Origin of the sequence: Streptomyces sp. NPDC059002 (genome assembly GCF_042740435.1) — a bacterium.
Classification (GTDB): domain Bacteria; phylum Actinomycetota; class Actinomycetes; order Streptomycetales; family Streptomycetaceae; genus Streptomyces.
Genome location: NZ_JBHYJI010000016.1, coordinates 66768 through 82585, shown reverse-complemented (window position 1 = coordinate 82585; position 15818 = coordinate 66768). Strand labels below are relative to the sequence as shown.

At 72.3% G+C, this 15818-nt stretch carries 13 protein-coding genes; all 13 read right to left on the bottom strand.

Annotated elements, in window-relative coordinates; genetic code table 11:
- Positions 1-206 precede the first annotated feature (206 nt).
- A complete protein-coding gene (locus ACFWZ2_RS17185) occupies positions 207-2063 on the bottom strand; it encodes an amino acid adenylation domain-containing protein (protein WP_384546366.1) in 1857 nt (618 codons plus the stop codon).
- A 322-nt stretch (positions 2064-2385) separates the two neighbouring features.
- Positions 2386-3174: a thioesterase II family protein gene (locus tag ACFWZ2_RS17180; protein ID WP_384546364.1), complete on the bottom strand. Its 789-nt coding sequence runs from the start codon at positions 3172-3174 to the stop codon at positions 2386-2388.
- Between the two features lie 19 nt (positions 3175-3193).
- Positions 3194-3919 (bottom strand): 4'-phosphopantetheinyl transferase family protein, encoded by a 726-nt coding sequence (locus ACFWZ2_RS17175; RefSeq protein ID WP_384546362.1) that lies wholly within the window; start codon positions 3917-3919, stop codon positions 3194-3196.
- Positions 3916-4890 (bottom strand): nucleoside-diphosphate kinase, encoded by a 975-nt coding sequence (locus ACFWZ2_RS17170; RefSeq protein ID WP_384546360.1) that lies wholly within the window; start codon positions 4888-4890, stop codon positions 3916-3918. Before ACFWZ2_RS17170 ends, ACFWZ2_RS17175 begins: the two co-directional genes overlap by 4 nt.
- 19 nt (positions 4891-4909) lie before the next feature.
- On the bottom strand, positions 4910-5854 hold the full coding sequence (locus ACFWZ2_RS17165; RefSeq protein ID WP_384546358.1) for a hypothetical protein: 945 nt from the start codon (positions 5852-5854) through the stop codon (positions 4910-4912).
- Between the two features lie 3 nt (positions 5855-5857).
- Positions 5858-8488 (bottom strand): aminopeptidase N, encoded by a 2631-nt coding sequence (pepN, locus tag ACFWZ2_RS17160; RefSeq protein ID WP_384546356.1) that lies wholly within the window; start codon positions 8486-8488, stop codon positions 5858-5860.
- A 3-nt stretch (positions 8489-8491) separates the two neighbouring features.
- Entirely contained in the window at positions 8492-9229 is a 738-nt protein-coding gene (locus tag ACFWZ2_RS17155; RefSeq protein WP_384546354.1) for a tyrosine-protein phosphatase, read from the bottom strand.
- A complete protein-coding gene (locus tag ACFWZ2_RS17150; protein ID WP_384546352.1) occupies positions 9226-9753 on the bottom strand; it encodes a hypothetical protein in 528 nt (175 codons plus the stop codon). Before ACFWZ2_RS17150 ends, ACFWZ2_RS17155 begins: the two co-directional genes overlap by 4 nt.
- A complete protein-coding gene (locus tag ACFWZ2_RS17145) occupies positions 9750-11303 on the bottom strand; it encodes an amino acid adenylation domain-containing protein (protein WP_384546350.1) in 1554 nt (517 codons plus the stop codon). The genes ACFWZ2_RS17150 and ACFWZ2_RS17145 overlap by 4 nt, the downstream gene beginning before the upstream one ends.
- 11 nt (positions 11304-11314) lie before the next feature.
- Entirely contained in the window at positions 11315-13402 is a 2088-nt protein-coding gene (locus tag ACFWZ2_RS17140; RefSeq protein WP_384546348.1) for an HAD-IIIC family phosphatase, read from the bottom strand.
- Positions 13403-13404: 2 nt separating this feature from the next.
- Positions 13405-14379, bottom strand: a complete 975-nt coding sequence (locus tag ACFWZ2_RS17135; protein ID WP_384546347.1) for a 3-oxoacyl-[acyl-carrier-protein] synthase III C-terminal domain-containing protein — start codon at positions 14377-14379, stop codon at positions 13405-13407.
- Positions 14376-15485, bottom strand: a complete 1110-nt coding sequence (locus tag ACFWZ2_RS17130) for an acyl-CoA dehydrogenase family protein (RefSeq protein WP_384546345.1) — start codon at positions 15483-15485, stop codon at positions 14376-14378. The genes ACFWZ2_RS17135 and ACFWZ2_RS17130 overlap by 4 nt, the downstream gene beginning before the upstream one ends.
- Complete coding sequence (locus tag ACFWZ2_RS17125; RefSeq protein WP_384546343.1) at positions 15482-15769, bottom strand: acyl carrier protein; 288 nt, start codon at positions 15767-15769, stop codon at positions 15482-15484. The genes ACFWZ2_RS17130 and ACFWZ2_RS17125 overlap by 4 nt, the downstream gene beginning before the upstream one ends.
- Positions 15770-15818: the final 49 nt, after the last annotated feature.

Genomic DNA, 15818 nt, shown 5'->3' with positions numbered 1-15818 from the left:
CCACCATCCCCCGACGACTCCTCGTCGTCCTTGCCGCCCGAGCTGCTGCACCCGGCCACGAGCGCGATCGCCGCTATGCAGGCCGTGATCCCCGCCGTCCGGCGGCTGTTGCGAATGCGTACTGTACGCACGGTGGTTCCACCCGTTTCCTCAGGCCGCCCGTGGCGGCTGGAGCTGTTCGTGTCCGGCGATTGATGACCGGTGGTTCAGCGGTCGGCGGCCGCGCTGACCGGGGTCGCGGCCTGGGCGCGCACGCGCTCGACGAAGTCGGCGAGCCGCGGTGCCTGGAACAGGGCGCGGGCGCCGACCTGGGCGCCGATCTCCTTGCGCGTACGGCGGATGACGTTCGCGACCAGCAGTGAATGTCCGCCGAGGTCGAAGAAGTCGTCCCCGAGGCCGACTTCGGGGACCCCGAGTTCATCGGCCCAGATGCCCGCGACCGCCGCCTCCAGGGAGTCGCCGAGGGGGGCGTCCTGCGGGGCGGGCGCGGTACGGGAGGCCGTGCGGGCCTGGGCGAGCAGGGCCTTGCGGTCGACCTTGCCGTTGGGCGTCAGGGGCATGGAGTCCACGGTCCGCAGCTCGTTGGGCACCATGTGACCGGGCAGCCGGTCGGCCAGGAACGCCCGCAGCCCTTCGGTGCCCGGGCCACCGGGCCGGACGGTCGCCCAGGCGAGCAGGCGGGAGCCGACCGAGTCGCCGGTGTCGGTCGCGACGCAGGCGTCGATGACGTCCGGGTGCGACTTGAGCGCCGCGCCGACCTCGCCCAGTTCGACGCGGTAGCCGCGGACCTTCACCTGCTCGTCGCGCCGCCCCGCGTAGTAGAGCCGTCCCTCGGCGTCCGCCCGCGCGAGATCGCCGCTGAGGTAGGTCCGCCGGTGGTCGTCGGGGCCCCAGGCCGCCGTGCGGAAGGCGCGTGCGGTGGCGTCGTCGTCGCCGAAGTATCCGCGGGCGAGCCCGGGTCCCGAGACCCAGATCTCGCCGACCTCGCCCACCGGGGTCGGTGCGCCGTTCTCGTCCCGCAGCGATACGTCCAGGTCGGGCAGCGGCACACCGATGGGGCTTCCGGCGTCGGCCGCGGCGTCGTGCGCCGTGATGGGGCAGTACGTGACGTGGACCGTGGTCTCGGTGATCCCGTACATGTTCACCACGCGCGGCCGCGCGTCGCCCCTGCGGGCGAACCAGCCGCTCAGCGTGGCCGGGTCGAGGCGTTCGCCGCCGAGGACGATCAGCCGCAGGTGGTCGAGGGCGGCCGGACGCAGCTCGTCGGAGCCCGCGAGGGCCGCGAGCGCCGAGGGCGTCTGGCTCAGCACCGTGACGGCCTCGCGGTCGATCAGGTCGAGCAGCTCGTCGGGGGCGCGGGCCGTCTCGTCCTCGACGACGACGAGACGGCCGCCGAACAGCAGGGCTCCCCACATCTCCCACACGGAGAAGTCGAAGGCGTAGGAGTGCAGCATCGTCCAGACGTCGTCGGGGCCGATGCCGTAGATCTCCGACGTCCCTGCCATCAGCCGCGTGACGTTGCGGTGCGTGATCTTCACGCCCTTGGGGGTGCCGGTGGAGCCCGACGTGAACATCACGTAGGCGAGGTCGTCGGGGGCGACCTCGACGCTCGGCGCCGGGCAGTCCGGGTCCGCGGCGTCGCCGACCAGCACGAAGGATCCGGCGTTCCACGCCTTGGCGCGTACGACCAGTTCGTCGTCGGTCACGATCACGCCGGCGCCGACCCGTTCGACCAGGCTCGCGAGGCGGGTGTCGGGGTAGCGGGGGTCGAGCGGCACATAGGCGGCGCCCGCCATCAGCACGCCGAGGATCGCGGGTATGACCTGGCTGCGCGGGACGAGCACCGGGACGAGGTCGCCGGGGCGTACGCCCGCCGCGGCGAGCCGCGCGGCGATGTGTCCGGCCGATTCATGGAGTTCCGCGTAGGACAGGGAGGTTCCGCCGGCGGTGAGCGCGGTGGCCCGGGGGCTCCTGGCGGCCTGCCGGGCAAACCAGGTGTGCAGCGTGTCGGCCGCTGCCGCGGGCTTCGTCGTTGGGCACGCTCTGTCGTTTACTTCCGGCACAATTCCCCCCATAGGTTGAACCTGACCTCACGTCGGATTGCAGAGGATAGTAGTCGACCGCCCTCTCGCCACGGCGAGTAATTCCGCCTGGCCCAGGATGGTTTCGCCCTATTCCGTCCGCGCCTGTCACTGACTTCTGCTTGCGGGAGCATTCGGCGCAATTCAGCCTCCGTTGCACCGGAATTCCACCCTCCGAATCCGCTTGTCACCGCGGCGGCGGACAGCGGGACGCGCCTTTTCGTGCCATCCGCCAATTCCGCCCATTCCTTCGCCTTCGATCTCGTGCGGCAGGCCGCCGGGATTTACCATCAATTGCATTCGGCTACCCCCGAGTTGACTGTCCCAACGGGTGCGGAACACCCGAGAAGTGGCGTTCGACCGCCTCGACGTAGCGCGGCCCGTTGATGTCGTCGAAGAGGGCGAAGTGACCGCCGGGCACGAGGTGCACCTCGCATCCCGCGGTCGAGTACGCGCCCCAACCCGCGAGCGCCGCCGCATCGATCAGGAGGTCTTCGCGCCCGCACAGCACGGTGATGGGCACATCGAGACGCACGCCCCTGCTCCGCTCGGCGCTCTCCGATCCGAGCCTCAGGTCCGCGCGCAGGGTGTCCAGGAGGGCCGTACGCCACTCCGTGTCCGCCAGGAACATCGACGGCATGTCACCGCCGAGTTCGAGCAGCCGCAGCACGTCCTCGTCGCTGGAGTGCTCGGAGAGCCGGCCCGCGGCGCCGTCGCGCGGCTCCTGCCCCGACGCGATCAGACCGACGCAGTGCTCGCCGACGGCTTGGGCGAGATGGAGACCGACCGTCGCGCCCAGGCTGTGGCCGAGGATCAGCGTGGGCACCTCGGGCCGGGGGATCGTGTCGAGGCTGGCGAGCACCTCGTCCAGGGTGGCGCCGGGCGGCTCCGTCCTGCGCCGCTCCCTGCCGGGGAGCGTGAGTCCCCAGATCTCCACGTCGTCCGCGAGACCGCCGAAGAGGCGCAGATAGCGGTTGGGCCCGCCGCCGGAGTGCGGCACGACGAGGAGCCGGGCGCGGGGTGCGGAGCCGGACTCCGCACGCGGTCGCAGCGGCGACCACCACGGTGGTCCGGCAGTCGGTCGAACACGCACGATGGGGGGCCTTTCTCGATCAGATGTGGTGACGCCGGACGGCGACCGCCGCGGCCATGTCGGGCTCGCCGACGGGCACGTCGGCGAGCAGCCAGCCGGGCGGGGCGGCGGGCTCCGGTGCGGCGCTGACGTAGTCCTGGGACAGCGGACGCGACAGACCCGTTCCGATGCCCTTCAGATACGCCTCCTTCCGGCACCAGGTGCGGGTGAAGGCTCCCGGCCTCTCCGGCTCGGGGAGCCGGTCGAGTTCGGCGCGCTCCGCCGGGTGCAGGCGCGGGACCAGCGGGGCCGCCGTCTCGGCGCTCGCGGTCCGCTCCACGTCCACGCCCACGGGCGTACCGGCGACGGCGACGACTCCCAGGCGGCCGCTGTGGCTCAGGGAGAAGTGCACGGGATCGCCCGCCACGCCCGGCCGCCCGTGCGGTCCGCCGCAGCCCGGGCAGGCGTGGCGGGTGAACGGCACGGCGGCCGGGTCGACTTCGAGGATCCTGCCGAGCACGAGCCGCAGCGCGAGGTGGGTGACCGCATAGGTGTCCCGGTCCGCTGCGCGGTGGAACCGGGCGGCCCTGGCCCGCTCCTCCTCGCCGAGCACCGCCGCGAGGGAACGTTCCCACTCCCCCGCCAGGTCCTCGGCGTGCACCAGGAACAGGGCCGGGGAAGGCTCCGGTCCCGTTACCGGGACAAAGCCCTCCGGAGGCAGCGTCTTGGCGTCTCCCGGCGAGAGCCGCACGACGGACGGGATCACGCGAGCCAGGAGTCGGGGGCCGGGTTGCCGATCACCTTGATGGTGCCGGGCTCGTCCTCCAGGATGTGGCTGGCTCCCACCATGGCGAGATCCCAGACGTCCAGCTTGAGTTCGAGCGAGTCGAGGACACCGGCGAACTCCCGCCACGGCAGCACCTCCCCGCGCTCCGTGCTCTCCAGCCACGCCAGGATCCGCCCCGCGGGCTCCGCGAGGTCGGGCCGCTCGGCGGCGCGCTCCGTGACCAGCTGCCCGATGCGCCGCGCGGCGGCGTCGCGGTCGAGGGTGACCCCGCCGAACTCGCCGGAGTGCAGCACCCGGTCGAGAAGCTCCTCGTCCGCGGGCGAGGGAACGCCTTCCGCCAGCCGGGCGAGCAGCCTGCGCCGCGGCGCGGGGTCCATCAGCAGGTTCAACTCGCGGACCAGGTCGGCCGGTTCGTCGGCGCAGTGGATCATGCTGCACATCCGGTTGGGCCGCTTCAGGAGGCTGCGCAGGCTGTCCGCGGCCTGCTGCGAGATGTCGGCCTTGCCCTTGAGCGAGCTGAGGTGCACGGTCGCGGGGACGGCGTGGCTGCCGTGGCTGCGCAGGAGCAGCAGCAGGGTGGGGCCCGCCTGCAGCACGACGTCGTTGACGGCGAGGCGGTCCAGCGTGGCCAGCGTGTGCTGGTGGCGCCAGAGTTCACGGCCCGTGTGGCGGTTGAAGTGGAACATCTCGGCGCCGACGACGGTGAACTCGTGGTCGTTCAGGAAGTCCAGGATGACCTTGAGCTTTCCGGTGGCCATGCCGTCGGGCTTGACCAGCATCAGCGCGGAGCGGTGCAGGACCTCCTCCGGGCGGCCGCCGAAGGCCTCCTGGCACTCGTCGAGACCTTCACGGAAACAGGTGTCGAGCTCGTAGTGGTACGCCTTGACCGGCATACGCGTGAGGGTGCTCCAGTTCGTGGGGCCCATGTCGCCTATCACTCTCTCGTTCATGGTGGTGCGGGTTCCGGTGTCAGTGGTGCAGCACTGCTGCCAGGCGTACGAAGTTGGCGTCCAGGTCGGTGGAGAGGCCGAACTCGACGAGGGCCATGTCCGAGAGCAGCGCGCGCAGATCGCTCTCCACCCGCTGCAGTACGGCCGGGTCCTCCTTGCCCGCGGCGAAGTCGCTGCGGCACAGGTCGAGCACCGCGTCGACCGGCAGCGGCCGGACGGTCTCGTGGTCGCGGGTCAGGACGAGCAGGGCGCCGGGGCGTACGGCGGGCCGCAGCCTGCTCGCGTAGAGCGCGGGCCATTCGATGCGGCTCTTGTCGCGCGCGGGCACGGGCGCGGCCTGCGCGTCGGCGAGCTCCGGCCTGCTCTTGATCAGCGCCGGGTCGAGGTAGGCGCAGCGGGGATGGCCCCAGAACCGGCCCTCGGTGTCGTCGATGTGCCGCATCATCGCGTCCTCGCCCGCGAAGTCGGCGCCCTGGAACAGGCCCCAGGCCGTGAAGGTCGACTTGCCGACACCGCTGTCCGCGGTGACCAGGGCCGCGCGGCCGTCCACGGACAGCGCGCCCGCGTGCAGGCCGTAGTGCCGGTCGGAGCGCAGCGTGAGGACGAGGAAGGCCTTCTCGACGAGCCAACGGCCCCACACGATGGGGTTGTCGAGGTCGGTGCGGGCCAGCGTCACCCGTACCGTCCGCCGCGCGGGGCTGACCACCGCACGGGAGCTGACGGTGTCCAGGACGACCTCGTCCGAGGTGTCCCAGTCCTGCGGGAAGTAGGGCGGCGGCACGGGTGCGCGGTCCGTGTCGGTCAGCTCGACCGACAGGTGCACGGTGTCCGGCGTCCAGGACGACGGGGCCCCTGCACCGGACGGCAGCGGGGTGCCGAAGAGCCTGCCGACGACCGCTTCGGCCTCCGGGGGCACCGTGCAGGCGACCCGGAATCCGTAGAACTCGTAATGGTCCTGACGCATGGACTATCCCCTCCGGGCCCGGTCGGTGGCCTGTGCGCGCAGGGCGCGCCGGGCGTCGTCGTACTGCTCGAGGATCAGGCGGCGCAGCGCGGGCGGGGCCTCGGGGTGGCGCTCCAGCCAGGCCTCGGCCGCGTCGAGCGCGGTGCGGCCGTCCGCCGCCGCCGGGTAGAGGCCGAGCACGATCTGCTTGGCCATCTCGTGGCTCCTGGTCTCCCACACGTCGAGGACCGCCGCGAAGTACCGGTCGGTGTACGGCGCGAGCAGGGCCGGGTCGAGGGTCTCGGCGAAGCCCGCGATGACCGCGCGCTGGAGCTGATTGGGCAGGTCGCCGCGGTCCACCACGGCCGCCCAGGCCGCCGCCTTGGCGGCCGCGTCGGGCAGGCAGGACCGGGCCGTCGCCGCGTGGCCCTCGCCCGCGGGGGTGGGGTCGCGGCGCTGCTCGGCCGCGATGCCGTCCTCGTCGAGGCGTCCGGCGGCGGCCAGGCGCACCACGATCGCCCAGCGCACCTCGGCATCCACCGCGAGGCCGGGCACCGCGAGGCCGGGCACCGGGGCCGCCCCGTCGAGGAGCCCGGTGAGCAGGTCGAGGTGCGTGTCGGTGCGGGCGGCCGCCACGAAGGCCCGCAGCCAGGCGAGTTGATGGTCGCTGCCGGGCTCGGCCGCGTGCAGCCGGGCGAGGGCGGCGTCGGCCCAGTCGGCCGTGAGGCGCACGCGTTCGGCGGGGTCGGTGTAGTGCTTCAGGGCCCCCAGGACCTGGCGGTGCAGCGACTCCACGACGCCGATGTCGCTCTCCGAGCCGATCGCGGAGAGCACCAGGCCGAGGTAGTCGCGGGCGGCCAGCTCGCCGTCGCGCGTCATGTCCCAGGCCGCGGCCCAGCACAGGGCGCGGGGCAGCGGCTCTGCGAAGGAGCCGAGGTGCCGCGTCAGGGCGCGCAGGGACGCGTCGTCGAAGCGGACCTTGGCGTAGCTGAGGTCGTCGTCGTTCAGGAGCACCAGGTCGGGGCGGCGGCGGCCCACCATGTCGGGTACGTAGGTGTACTCGGCGGCGGCGACGTCCAGTTCGGTGCGGTGGGTGCGCCGCAGCCGCCCGTCCGTGCCGTCCGGCGTGTAGCAGCCGACCGCGATGCGGTGCGGGCGCAGCGTCGCCCCGCCGGGGACGCCGGGCGGCAGCGCCGGTGCCTCCTGGCGGATGCGGAAGGCGGTGATGACGCCGTCCGCGTCCGTCTCGATCTCGGGCCGCAGCACATTGATCCCCGCGGTCTCCAGCCACTGCTCGGACCAGGTGCCCAGGTCGCGCCCGGAGGCCTTCTCCAGTGCGCCGAGGAGGTCCTTGAGCCGTGTGTTGCCGTAGGCGTGGGCGGCGAAGTAGGCGCGTACGCCCTCGAAGAAGGCGTCCATGCCGACGTACGCGACCAGTTGCTTCAGGACGGACGCGCCCTTGGCGTAGGTGATGCCGTCGAAGTTGACGAGGACGTCGTCGAGGTCCCTGATCTCCGCCACGACGGGGTGGGTGGAGGGCAGTTGGTCCTGGCGGTACGCCTTGGCCTTCTGGTGGTTGGCGAACGTCGTCCACGCGTCGGCCCAGCGCGGGTCGGGCCCGAGCGCCTGGCAGGCGAACGAACTGTAGGTGGCGAAGGACTCGTTGAGCCACAGGTCGCTCCACCACGCCATGGTGACCAGGTCGCCGAACCACATGTGGCTGAGCTCGTGGAGGATCGTCGCGGCCCGCTTGCGGTGGGCGGCCTCGGTGGCCCGCGAGCGGAAGACGTACTTCTCGTGGAAGGTGACGGCGGCCGCGTTCTCCATGGCCCCCGCGTTGAAGCCGGGGACGAAGATCTGGTCGTACTTCTCGAAGGGGTAGGGGTGGCCGAACCGCTCCTCGAACCAGTCGAAGCCCTGCCGTGTCACGGCGAGGATCTCGTCGGGGTCGAGGTGTTCGGCCAGGCTCTTCCTGCAGTACAGGCCGAGCGGGATGGTGCGCTCGCCGCGCCGGTGCTCCGCGCGCACGGCGTGGTAGGGCCCGGCCACCAGGGAGACGACGTAGGTGGAGAGCCTGGGGGTCTGCCCGAACGACCAGACGGCGCCGCCCTGTTGGCCCTCATCCGCGCCGGTGTCCTTGTCGACCGTGGCGGCGGCCGAGTTGGAGATCACCGTCCAGTCGGCGGGCGCGCTCACGGTGAACCGGAACTGTGCCTTCAGGTCGGGCTGGTCGAAGCACGCGAAGACCCGCCGGGCGTCCGCGACCTCGAACTGCGAGTAGAGGTAGGTGGCGCCGTCGACCGGGTCGGTGAAGCGGTGCAGCCCTTCGCCGGTGTTCGTGTACGCGCAGTCCGCCACCACCCGCACCTCGTTGCGGCCCGCCACGAGGTGCGCGAGCTCGATGCGGGAGTCGCGGAAGACCTGGTCCGCGGCCAGGGAGCGGCCGTTGACCACGACGTCGTGCACCGCGGGCGCCCGCAGGTCGAGGAAGACCGGGGCGGCCGGGTCCGCGCAGTCGAAGCGGATCTCCGTCACCGAGCGGAAGGTGGCCGATGCGGCGGCGGCGCGCAGGTCGAGCGCGATGTCGTAGGTGTCCACGGTGACCGCGCGAGAGCGGTGTCCGGCCTCCTGGGCCGTCAGGTTCGTCCCGGGCATGCGTCAGGCGTCCTCGCCGGTCAGGAGCCGGGCCCGCAGCCGGTCGACCGTGTCGTCGCCGAGCTTGACCCGGTCCTTGAGGTAACCCTGCACGGACCCGTAGCGGGCTTCGAGGTCGGCGATGACCAGCTCCATGATCTTCGCGGGGGCGCGGCCGTAGCCGGGCCACTTCATGACCCGGTCGGGGTTGGCGGTGTGCCAGTCCGCGAGCAGCCGCTCCGTGGCCAGCTCGGTCAGCGCGAAGTCCGCGAGGACGTCCGCACGGTCCACGCCGAGCAGGGTCAGGACGAACACCCCGATGAGGCCGGTGCGGTCCTTGCCCGACGTGCAGTGGAAGACGACGGGGCCCGGCGCGTCCGCGATCTGCTCGATGACCTGCCGGATCTCCTCGGCCCCGTCCTCGGTGACCTCGGCGAACCGGTCGGCGAGGTAGCGCCACGGGTCGACGTCGGGGGAGATCTCCGCCTGGTCGTACGGCCGGTGCTCGATGCTCAGGTTGACGTAGTGGAACCGCTCGGCCTCGGGCACCCGGCCCTTGGCCTCGATCTCCCAGGGGTAGCGCAGGTCGATGACGGTCCGCACGCCGAGCGCGAGGAAGCGGTCCCAGTCGGCGCCCCGCAGCTTGCCGAGCGAGTCGGCCCGGTACAGCGTCTCCCGGGCGACGGTCCTGCCGTCGGCCGAGCGATAGCCGCCCAGGTCACGGAAGTTGTGCAGTCGCTCGAACGCAATGTGCCGGTTCATCGGGTCTCTCCTTGTTCTTCGGGCACCACTCGTGCCGCTTCCCCGGGCACCGCGCGTGCCGATGCCGCGAGTTCGCGGTTGCTCCAGGCCGGGCTACCGGTCACTTCCTCGCCGAACCAGTCGGGCGGCTCGAAGCTCCTGGCCTCCTCGACGCTGTCGAACTCGACCTCGACCACGCGCAGCCCGGCCAGGGACCCGTCGTACTCGTCGACGGTCGCCACATGGTGCTCCAGCGGAACGTTCCAGCGGTACTTGCTCAGGCAGTCGCCGCCGGCCAGCTCCCAGAGCTGCGCGAAGACCGCGTCGTCGATCTCGAACTCGACCTCCTGGCGCACCATGGCACCCGAAGCGGCGTCGAAGGTCTTCACCGTCATGACGCGGGCGTCCCGCTTGGCCCTGACCCGGAACTCCACGGCGGCGCCCTTGGGCGACAGATAGGCCTGGCGCAGCTGCTCCCCCGTACTGCCCGGGGGCACCTGCCAGCCGTCCGCCACCGTGAACTTGCGCTCGATCTCCAGGCTCATCGCACCGTCACCCGCAGTCCGCTGTCGGTGGAGAGCCGCGCCCGGTCGAGCTTCCCCGACGGGGCGAGCGGCATCTCCGAGACCACCACGATCCGGTTGGGCAGCATGTGCGCGGGCAGTCGCGTGCGGCACGCCTCGCGCAGCTGCGCCGTGAGTTCCTGCGTCGCCGTCCGGTCCTCGGCGAGGGCCACATAGGCGACGAGGAGCGACTCGCCGCCCGCGGTCTCCTCGGTCAGGGCGACCGCGTCGAGGACGGCGGGCTCGGCGCGCAGGGCCGCCTCGACCTCGCCGAGTTCGACGCGGAACCCGCGCAGGCTGATCTGCCGGTCGTTGCGGCCGAGATACTCGTACGTGCCGTCGGGCAGCCGCCGCGCGACGTCGCCCGTGCGGTACCAGGTGCGCGTCTCGTCGTCACCGGCCAGCCTGAGCCGGGGGAACCGCTCCGCCGTCAGGTCGGGCCGCCCGAAGTAGCCGTCGGCGAGCCCCAGGCCCGCGATGTACACCTCGCCGGGCTCGCCGTCGGGCACCGCCCTGCCCGCCGGGTCGAGGACGGCCATCCGGTGGTGCGCGAGCGGCTCCCCGATCCAGGTGCCCGACCCGTCGGACGCCACCCGCTCCTCGGTGAGCGCGCCGAACGTGGTGTGCACGGTCGTCTCGGTGATGCCGTACATGTTGACCAACGTCTCGGCGCCCGGCCGCAGTTGCATCCACCGGCGCACCGAGAGGGGGTCGAGCTGCTCGCCGCCGAAGACCACGTAGCGCAGCGCGAGGGCGGCGGGAGACCTCTCGTACGCCTTCGGCATGTACTTGAAGAAGCTCGGCACCGCGTTGAGCACCGTGACCCGTTCCTCGGCGAGGAGTTCGAGGAAGGCGGCGGGACGGCGGGCGGTCTCGGGCGGCACGATCACCAGCCGTCCGCCGAAGAGCAGGCTGCCCCAGATCTCCCAGACCGAGAAGTCGAAGCTGTAGCTGAAGTACTGCGTCCAGGTGTCGTCGGGACCGAACTCGAACGGCCCGTCCGAGCAGGACCTGAACAGTTCGAGGACCGCGCTCTCGGGGACGGCCACGCCCTTGGGCAGCCCGGTCGACCCCGAGGTGTAGATCACGTAGACCGGGGTGCCCGCCGGTCTCGGCAGCGGCCCCGCGGGCACGTCGTCGGCGCCGCCCGAGCGGGTCACCCGCACGAAGCCCGCGGGCAGCGCGGCGTTGTCCGCCGCCGAGACCGCCACGCGCACCCCGCTGTCCCGCGCCATGAACGCGAGCCGGTCCGCCGGGTACGAGGGGTCGAGCGGGACGTAGCCGCAGCCGTGGCCGAGGACGGCGAGGATCGCCGCGACGACCTCCCAGCCCCGTTCGAGGCTGATGCCCACCAGGTCCCCGGGCCGTACGCCGTGCCGCGCGAGACCGGCGCGGTACTCCCGCGCCGCGCCGTCGAGTTCGCGGTACGTGATGTCGAGCGGGCCTTCCGTGATCGCCACGGCGTCCGGGCGCTCGGCGGCCTGCCCGGCGAACACCTCGTACAACGACGTGGCCTGCTTCAGCTCGTGCATGGCTCTCCTGGTCACTTGGCGGACCCCGTCGGCAGGGCGGCGAGGGCCGCGTGGAGCCGGTCGTAGCTCTCGTCCAGGTCGTCGGAGACCTCGAACTCCCAGAGCGGCAGGCCCGCGAGGAGCGCCCGCAGGTCCTCCTCCACCTCGGCGACCCCGGCCTCGCTCTTCGCGGTGGCGTAGTCCTCGCGGCAGCGGTCGAGGGCCTCGGCGATGTCCAGCTCGCGCGGTGCGCCGCCCTCGCCCCTGACCAGGAAGACCAGGCAGGAGGGGCGGGCCCGGGACAGCAGCCGGTCCTCCAGCGTCCCGGGGACGGTGACCCGGCACTTGGCGCCGTTCTCGATCGGCACCGCCGTCGCGCCCTTCAGCGCCTCGCTGCGGGCGATCATCCCGGGCGTCAGGTACAGGGCGCGCGGGTAGCCCCACAGCACGCCGCCGGGCTCGTCCATGTTCCTGGCCAGGATGTCCTCGCCGACCAGGCGCGCGCCGCGGTGCAGCGCCCAGTACGTGAACGTCGACTTGCCCACGCCCGCCGCCGCCGTCAGGACGGCGACCCGCCCCGCGGCCTCGACGGCGCCCGCGTGCAGCGGATAGCTGCGCGGGGAGCGGCAGATGAGGTACAGGAAGAGCCGCTCCAGGATCCACCTGCCCCAGACGGCGGAGCTGTCCAGGTCGGCCCGGGCCAGGGTGAGTTCGCCCGAGCCCGCCGACGGGTCGAACACGCAGCGGGAGCTGGCCGTGTCGATCACGATGGGGTCGCCCGTCATCACGTCCAGGTTGTGCGGCGGGTTCACGGGTTCGGTGACCGCGCCGTCCTGCACCGAGAAGCCCAGCCGCACGGTGCGGGTGTGGGCCCCGGCCAGGGCGTCGTCGGCGATCGCCGGTCCGAAGAAGTCCCGCACCACGCCGCGCGCGGCGACGTCGTACGAGCACTCCACGCGGTAGCCGTAGCACTCGTGCACGGAGTGCAGCCGGTCGGCGCCGAGCGTCGGCGCGGTGACCCGCATGCTGGTCGAGACGGACTGGGCGGTGGGCACGAGATGGAGCCGCTGGACGTCGGATCCGGCGCCGTCGGCCGCGTCGGATGCATCGGATGCATCGGGGTGGCCGCAGTCCGCGCACGGCTGCTGGCCGAACCCGGCGAACCGGTAGGCCACTTCCATGATCCGGTTGCGTTCGGTGGCACGGAAGTCGGCCGTCAGGTGCACCCCGGCGCGGTGGGCCTCGGCGATCAGCCAGCGCAGGATCGTGGCGCCGGTGCCGAAGGAGACCACGCGGCAGGACGTGGCGAGGAGCTTGAGGCGCCAGCTCCGGCTGCCGCGTTCGAGAAGCAGCACGCCGACGGCGCCGTGGCTGCCGAAGCGGTCGGTCAGGCTCATGACGAGGACGTCGTGGTCCGGGTCGGCGAGCAGGGCCCGCAGGTCGGCGTCCGAGTAGTGCACGCCGGTCGCGTTCATCTGGCTGGTGCGCAGGGTCAGTTCCTCGACCCGGGCGAGGTGCTCGGCCCCCGCGTGCTCGATGACCAGGCGCAGATCGAGGGACTTGAGGAACTCCTCGCTGGAGCCGACGTGTTCCTGCTCGGCCTGTTCGCGCCGGAAGCCCGCCTGGTACATCGCGCGGCGGTTCGCCGCGTCCTCGGTGACGTGGGCGGGGCTGAACTCGGGAAGGTCCGTCAGCTCCGTGGCGCGCTCGGCCTCGTAGGTCCGCACGGCGGGCAGCTCGTGGGTCACCTCGGCGCGTTCGGCGGGCTGGTCGTCGATGAAGGCGATGACGGACTCGGCGAACTGCAGCTGGCTCGCGATGGCGCGGACGGAGTCCGACTTGCGGCCCCAGCCGATCTGGGGCAGGACGAAGTACTCCGCGATGCCGAGCTTCTCCAGGCGTTCCCAGGCGAGGTCGTGGTCGTTGCGGCTGGCGACGGACTGCAGGATGCCCCGCGCGTCCAGCTCCCGCACGGTGCGCCGGATCTCCTCGGTCAGCTCGACCTCGTCGTCCTCCAGGATCGTGCCCCGCCACAGGGTGTTGTCCAGATCCCAGACCAGGCACTTGACCAGCGGTGCGTCGGCTGCGGTCGGAGTCGGCTCGGCTGCGGTGTGCGACATGGTCAGATCTCCCAGAGTGTGGCAGCCCAGGCAGCGACCGGGCTGTTGTTCAGGACGAGCACGTGGTCGCCGCGCCGCAATCCGCCCTCGGCGAGCAGCAGTTGGAGGTTCAGGACGACGTCCATCGCCCCCAGGTGGCCGAACTCCGCGAGATGGCGTCTGCAGACCGCGTGGATGGGCAGGCCGAGCAGGGACTCGTAGAAGTCGAACGCCCCGGCGGTGACGTTCTGCATCAGGGTCGCGGCGACGTCCTGCTTGCCGATCCCGGCGTCGGCGAGCACCTCGTCGACGAGCCGGCCGAGGCGCTCCCTGCTGTGCAGGGCCAGTTCGAACCGGTAGCGGTCCGCCGACTGGCACTCCTCGCGCCACTCGTACCAGGGCGCGGACTTGTAGTCGACGCGGAAGAGGTCGTGGAAGGAGCCGTCGCTCTCCATCCGGTGGGCGCGCAGCACCGGGCGGCCGCCGCGCACCATCGTCATGGCGTACGCGCCGTCGCCGATCACCGTGACCGGGAAGCGCACCCGGTCGGCCCCGGTGGGGCGGCTCGCGTGGGCGATCACGGCGCTGTTCCGGTTCGGATCCGCGACGATCAGGTCGCGGGCCAGGGCCCAGGCCGCGCTGGAGCCGGTGCAGCCCAGTCCGTCCACGGTGAACGAGAACGCCCCGGAAAGCCCGGACTCGGCCTGCACCTGGCCGACGTCGGAACCGAGCAGCACGTCCGGCGAGCGGGGGCTGACCAGGAGCAGCAGCTCCGGCCGCGCCTCGGCGGACAGGCCGAGCCCGCGCACGGCCTCGGCCGCGAGGCCCGCGGTGGCGCGCCCCTCGAACACGCCGACCGTCTCCACCCCCGAGCCGCGGGCGAACTCGGCCTCCTCGTGGCCGAGCAGCTCCAGCTCGGGCAGCTCCGCCACCTTCGTTCGTTCGTCCGGCACCAGGCAGTGGATGGCACCCAGGCCGATCTCGTCGTGCTTCGTCATGCCCACACCGTCATTGCCTCGTCGGCGAGGATCAGCTGGCTGATCTCGTTGCTTCCCTCGATGATTTCCATCAACTTGGCGTCCCGGTACGCGCGGGAGACCACGTGCGAGTTCGCGGCCCCCGCCGACGCGAGGACCTGCACGGCGCTCGCCGCGCCGCGCGCCGCGTGCCCCGCGGCCACGTGCTTGGCCAGCACGGCGGCCGCCGTGTGCTGCGGCCGCTTGGCGTCCCAGTCCTCGCTCGCCCGCTCGCAGACGAGGGCCGAGGCGCGCTCGGCCGCGTACAGCTCGGCGATATGACGCCGGATCAGCTGGTGGTCGGCGAGCGGGCTGCCGAAGGTCTCCCGCCGGGCACTGTGCCGTACGACCGCGCGCAGACAGGCCCGCAGCATGCCCACGCAGCCCCAGGCCACGGAGATCCGGCCGTGCGTGAGCGGCGACGTCGCCAGCATGGTCACCGGCATCCCCGCGCCGCCGAGCAGATGCTCGGCGGACAGCCGCACGTTCCGCAGGCGCACCGTGGAGTGCCCCGCCGCGCGGCAGCCGAGCGGGTCGGGGACGCGCTCGACGCTCACTCCGGGGGCGTCGGTGGGCACCACGGCCATGGCGGCGCCACCGCCGTACCTGCCGAAGACCACGAGCAGGGACGCGTAGTGGGCGCCCGTCACCCAGACCTTCTCCCCCTCGATGACGATCGAGTCGCCGTCCCGGGTGATCTCGGTGTCCATCGCGGACAGATCGCTGCCCGCCCCGGTCTCGCTGAACGCCACGCCCGCGCTCTCGCCGGAGGTGAGCCGCGGCAGGAAGTCCGCACGCTGCTCGGCCGAACCGAACCGGGACACGGTCCAGGCGGCGATGCCCTGCGACGTCATGATGCTGCGCAGGGAACTGCACGCCTCGCCGGTCGCGGCGATCAGCCGCCCGTGGTCGAGACTGCTCAGGCCGAGGCCGCCGAAGTGCTCGGGCACATCGGCGCACAGGACGCCCTTGGCGCCGAGTTCGCGGATCACCTCGCGCGGCATCTCGGCGCGGCGGTCCCACTCCTCGGCCTGCCCCTCGGTGAGGCCCGTGGCGAGGGCCGCCGCCTGCTCCACGGCCTCGTTCATGAGCGGGCACCGTCCGCTGGCTCGGCCCGCAGCCGCTCGATGAGCCCCACCATGGCCTGCACGCTGCGGAAGTTGTCCATGCGCAGCTCGTCCCCCTGGACGGCGACGCCGTACGTCGTCTCCACATGGACGACGAGTTCGAGGGAGAACAGCGAGGTGACCGCGCCCGAGGCGAACAGGTCGGTGTCGGCGGTCACCGGCACCTTCACGCGGTCCGCCAGGAAGGAGAGCAGCGCGGACTCGATCTCGGTGGCGGTCGGTTGGGCGGAAGAGGTGGTGGACACGGTGATCAGTGGCCTCTCGGTGATGGGTCCCGAAGGAACGGCGTGGGTC

Coding starts and splice junctions, on each gene's coding strand:
- pepN (WP_384546356.1), bottom strand. CDS start 8,488: ATGCCCGGGACGAACCTGACGGCCCAGGAGGCCGGACACCGCTCTCGC.
- ACFWZ2_RS17150 (WP_384546352.1), bottom strand. CDS start 9,753: ATGAGCCTGGAGATCGAGCGCAAGTTCACGGTGGCGGACGGCTGGCAG.
- ACFWZ2_RS17155 (WP_384546354.1), bottom strand. CDS start 9,229: ATGAACCGGCACATTGCGTTCGAGCGACTGCACAACTTCCGTGACCTG.
- ACFWZ2_RS17140 (WP_384546348.1), bottom strand. CDS start 13,402: ATGTCGCACACCGCAGCCGAGCCGACTCCGACCGCAGCCGACGCACCG.
- ACFWZ2_RS17170 (WP_384546360.1), bottom strand. CDS start 4,890: ATGAACGAGAGAGTGATAGGCGACATGGGCCCCACGAACTGGAGCACC.
- ACFWZ2_RS17130 (WP_384546345.1), bottom strand. CDS start 15,485: ATGAACGAGGCCGTGGAGCAGGCGGCGGCCCTCGCCACGGGCCTCACC.
- ACFWZ2_RS17165 (WP_384546358.1), bottom strand. CDS start 5,854: ATGCGTCAGGACCATTACGAGTTCTACGGATTCCGGGTCGCCTGCACG.
- ACFWZ2_RS17145 (WP_384546350.1), bottom strand. CDS start 11,303: ATGCACGAGCTGAAGCAGGCCACGTCGTTGTACGAGGTGTTCGCCGGG.
- ACFWZ2_RS17135 (WP_384546347.1), bottom strand. CDS start 14,379: ATGACGAAGCACGACGAGATCGGCCTGGGTGCCATCCACTGCCTGGTG.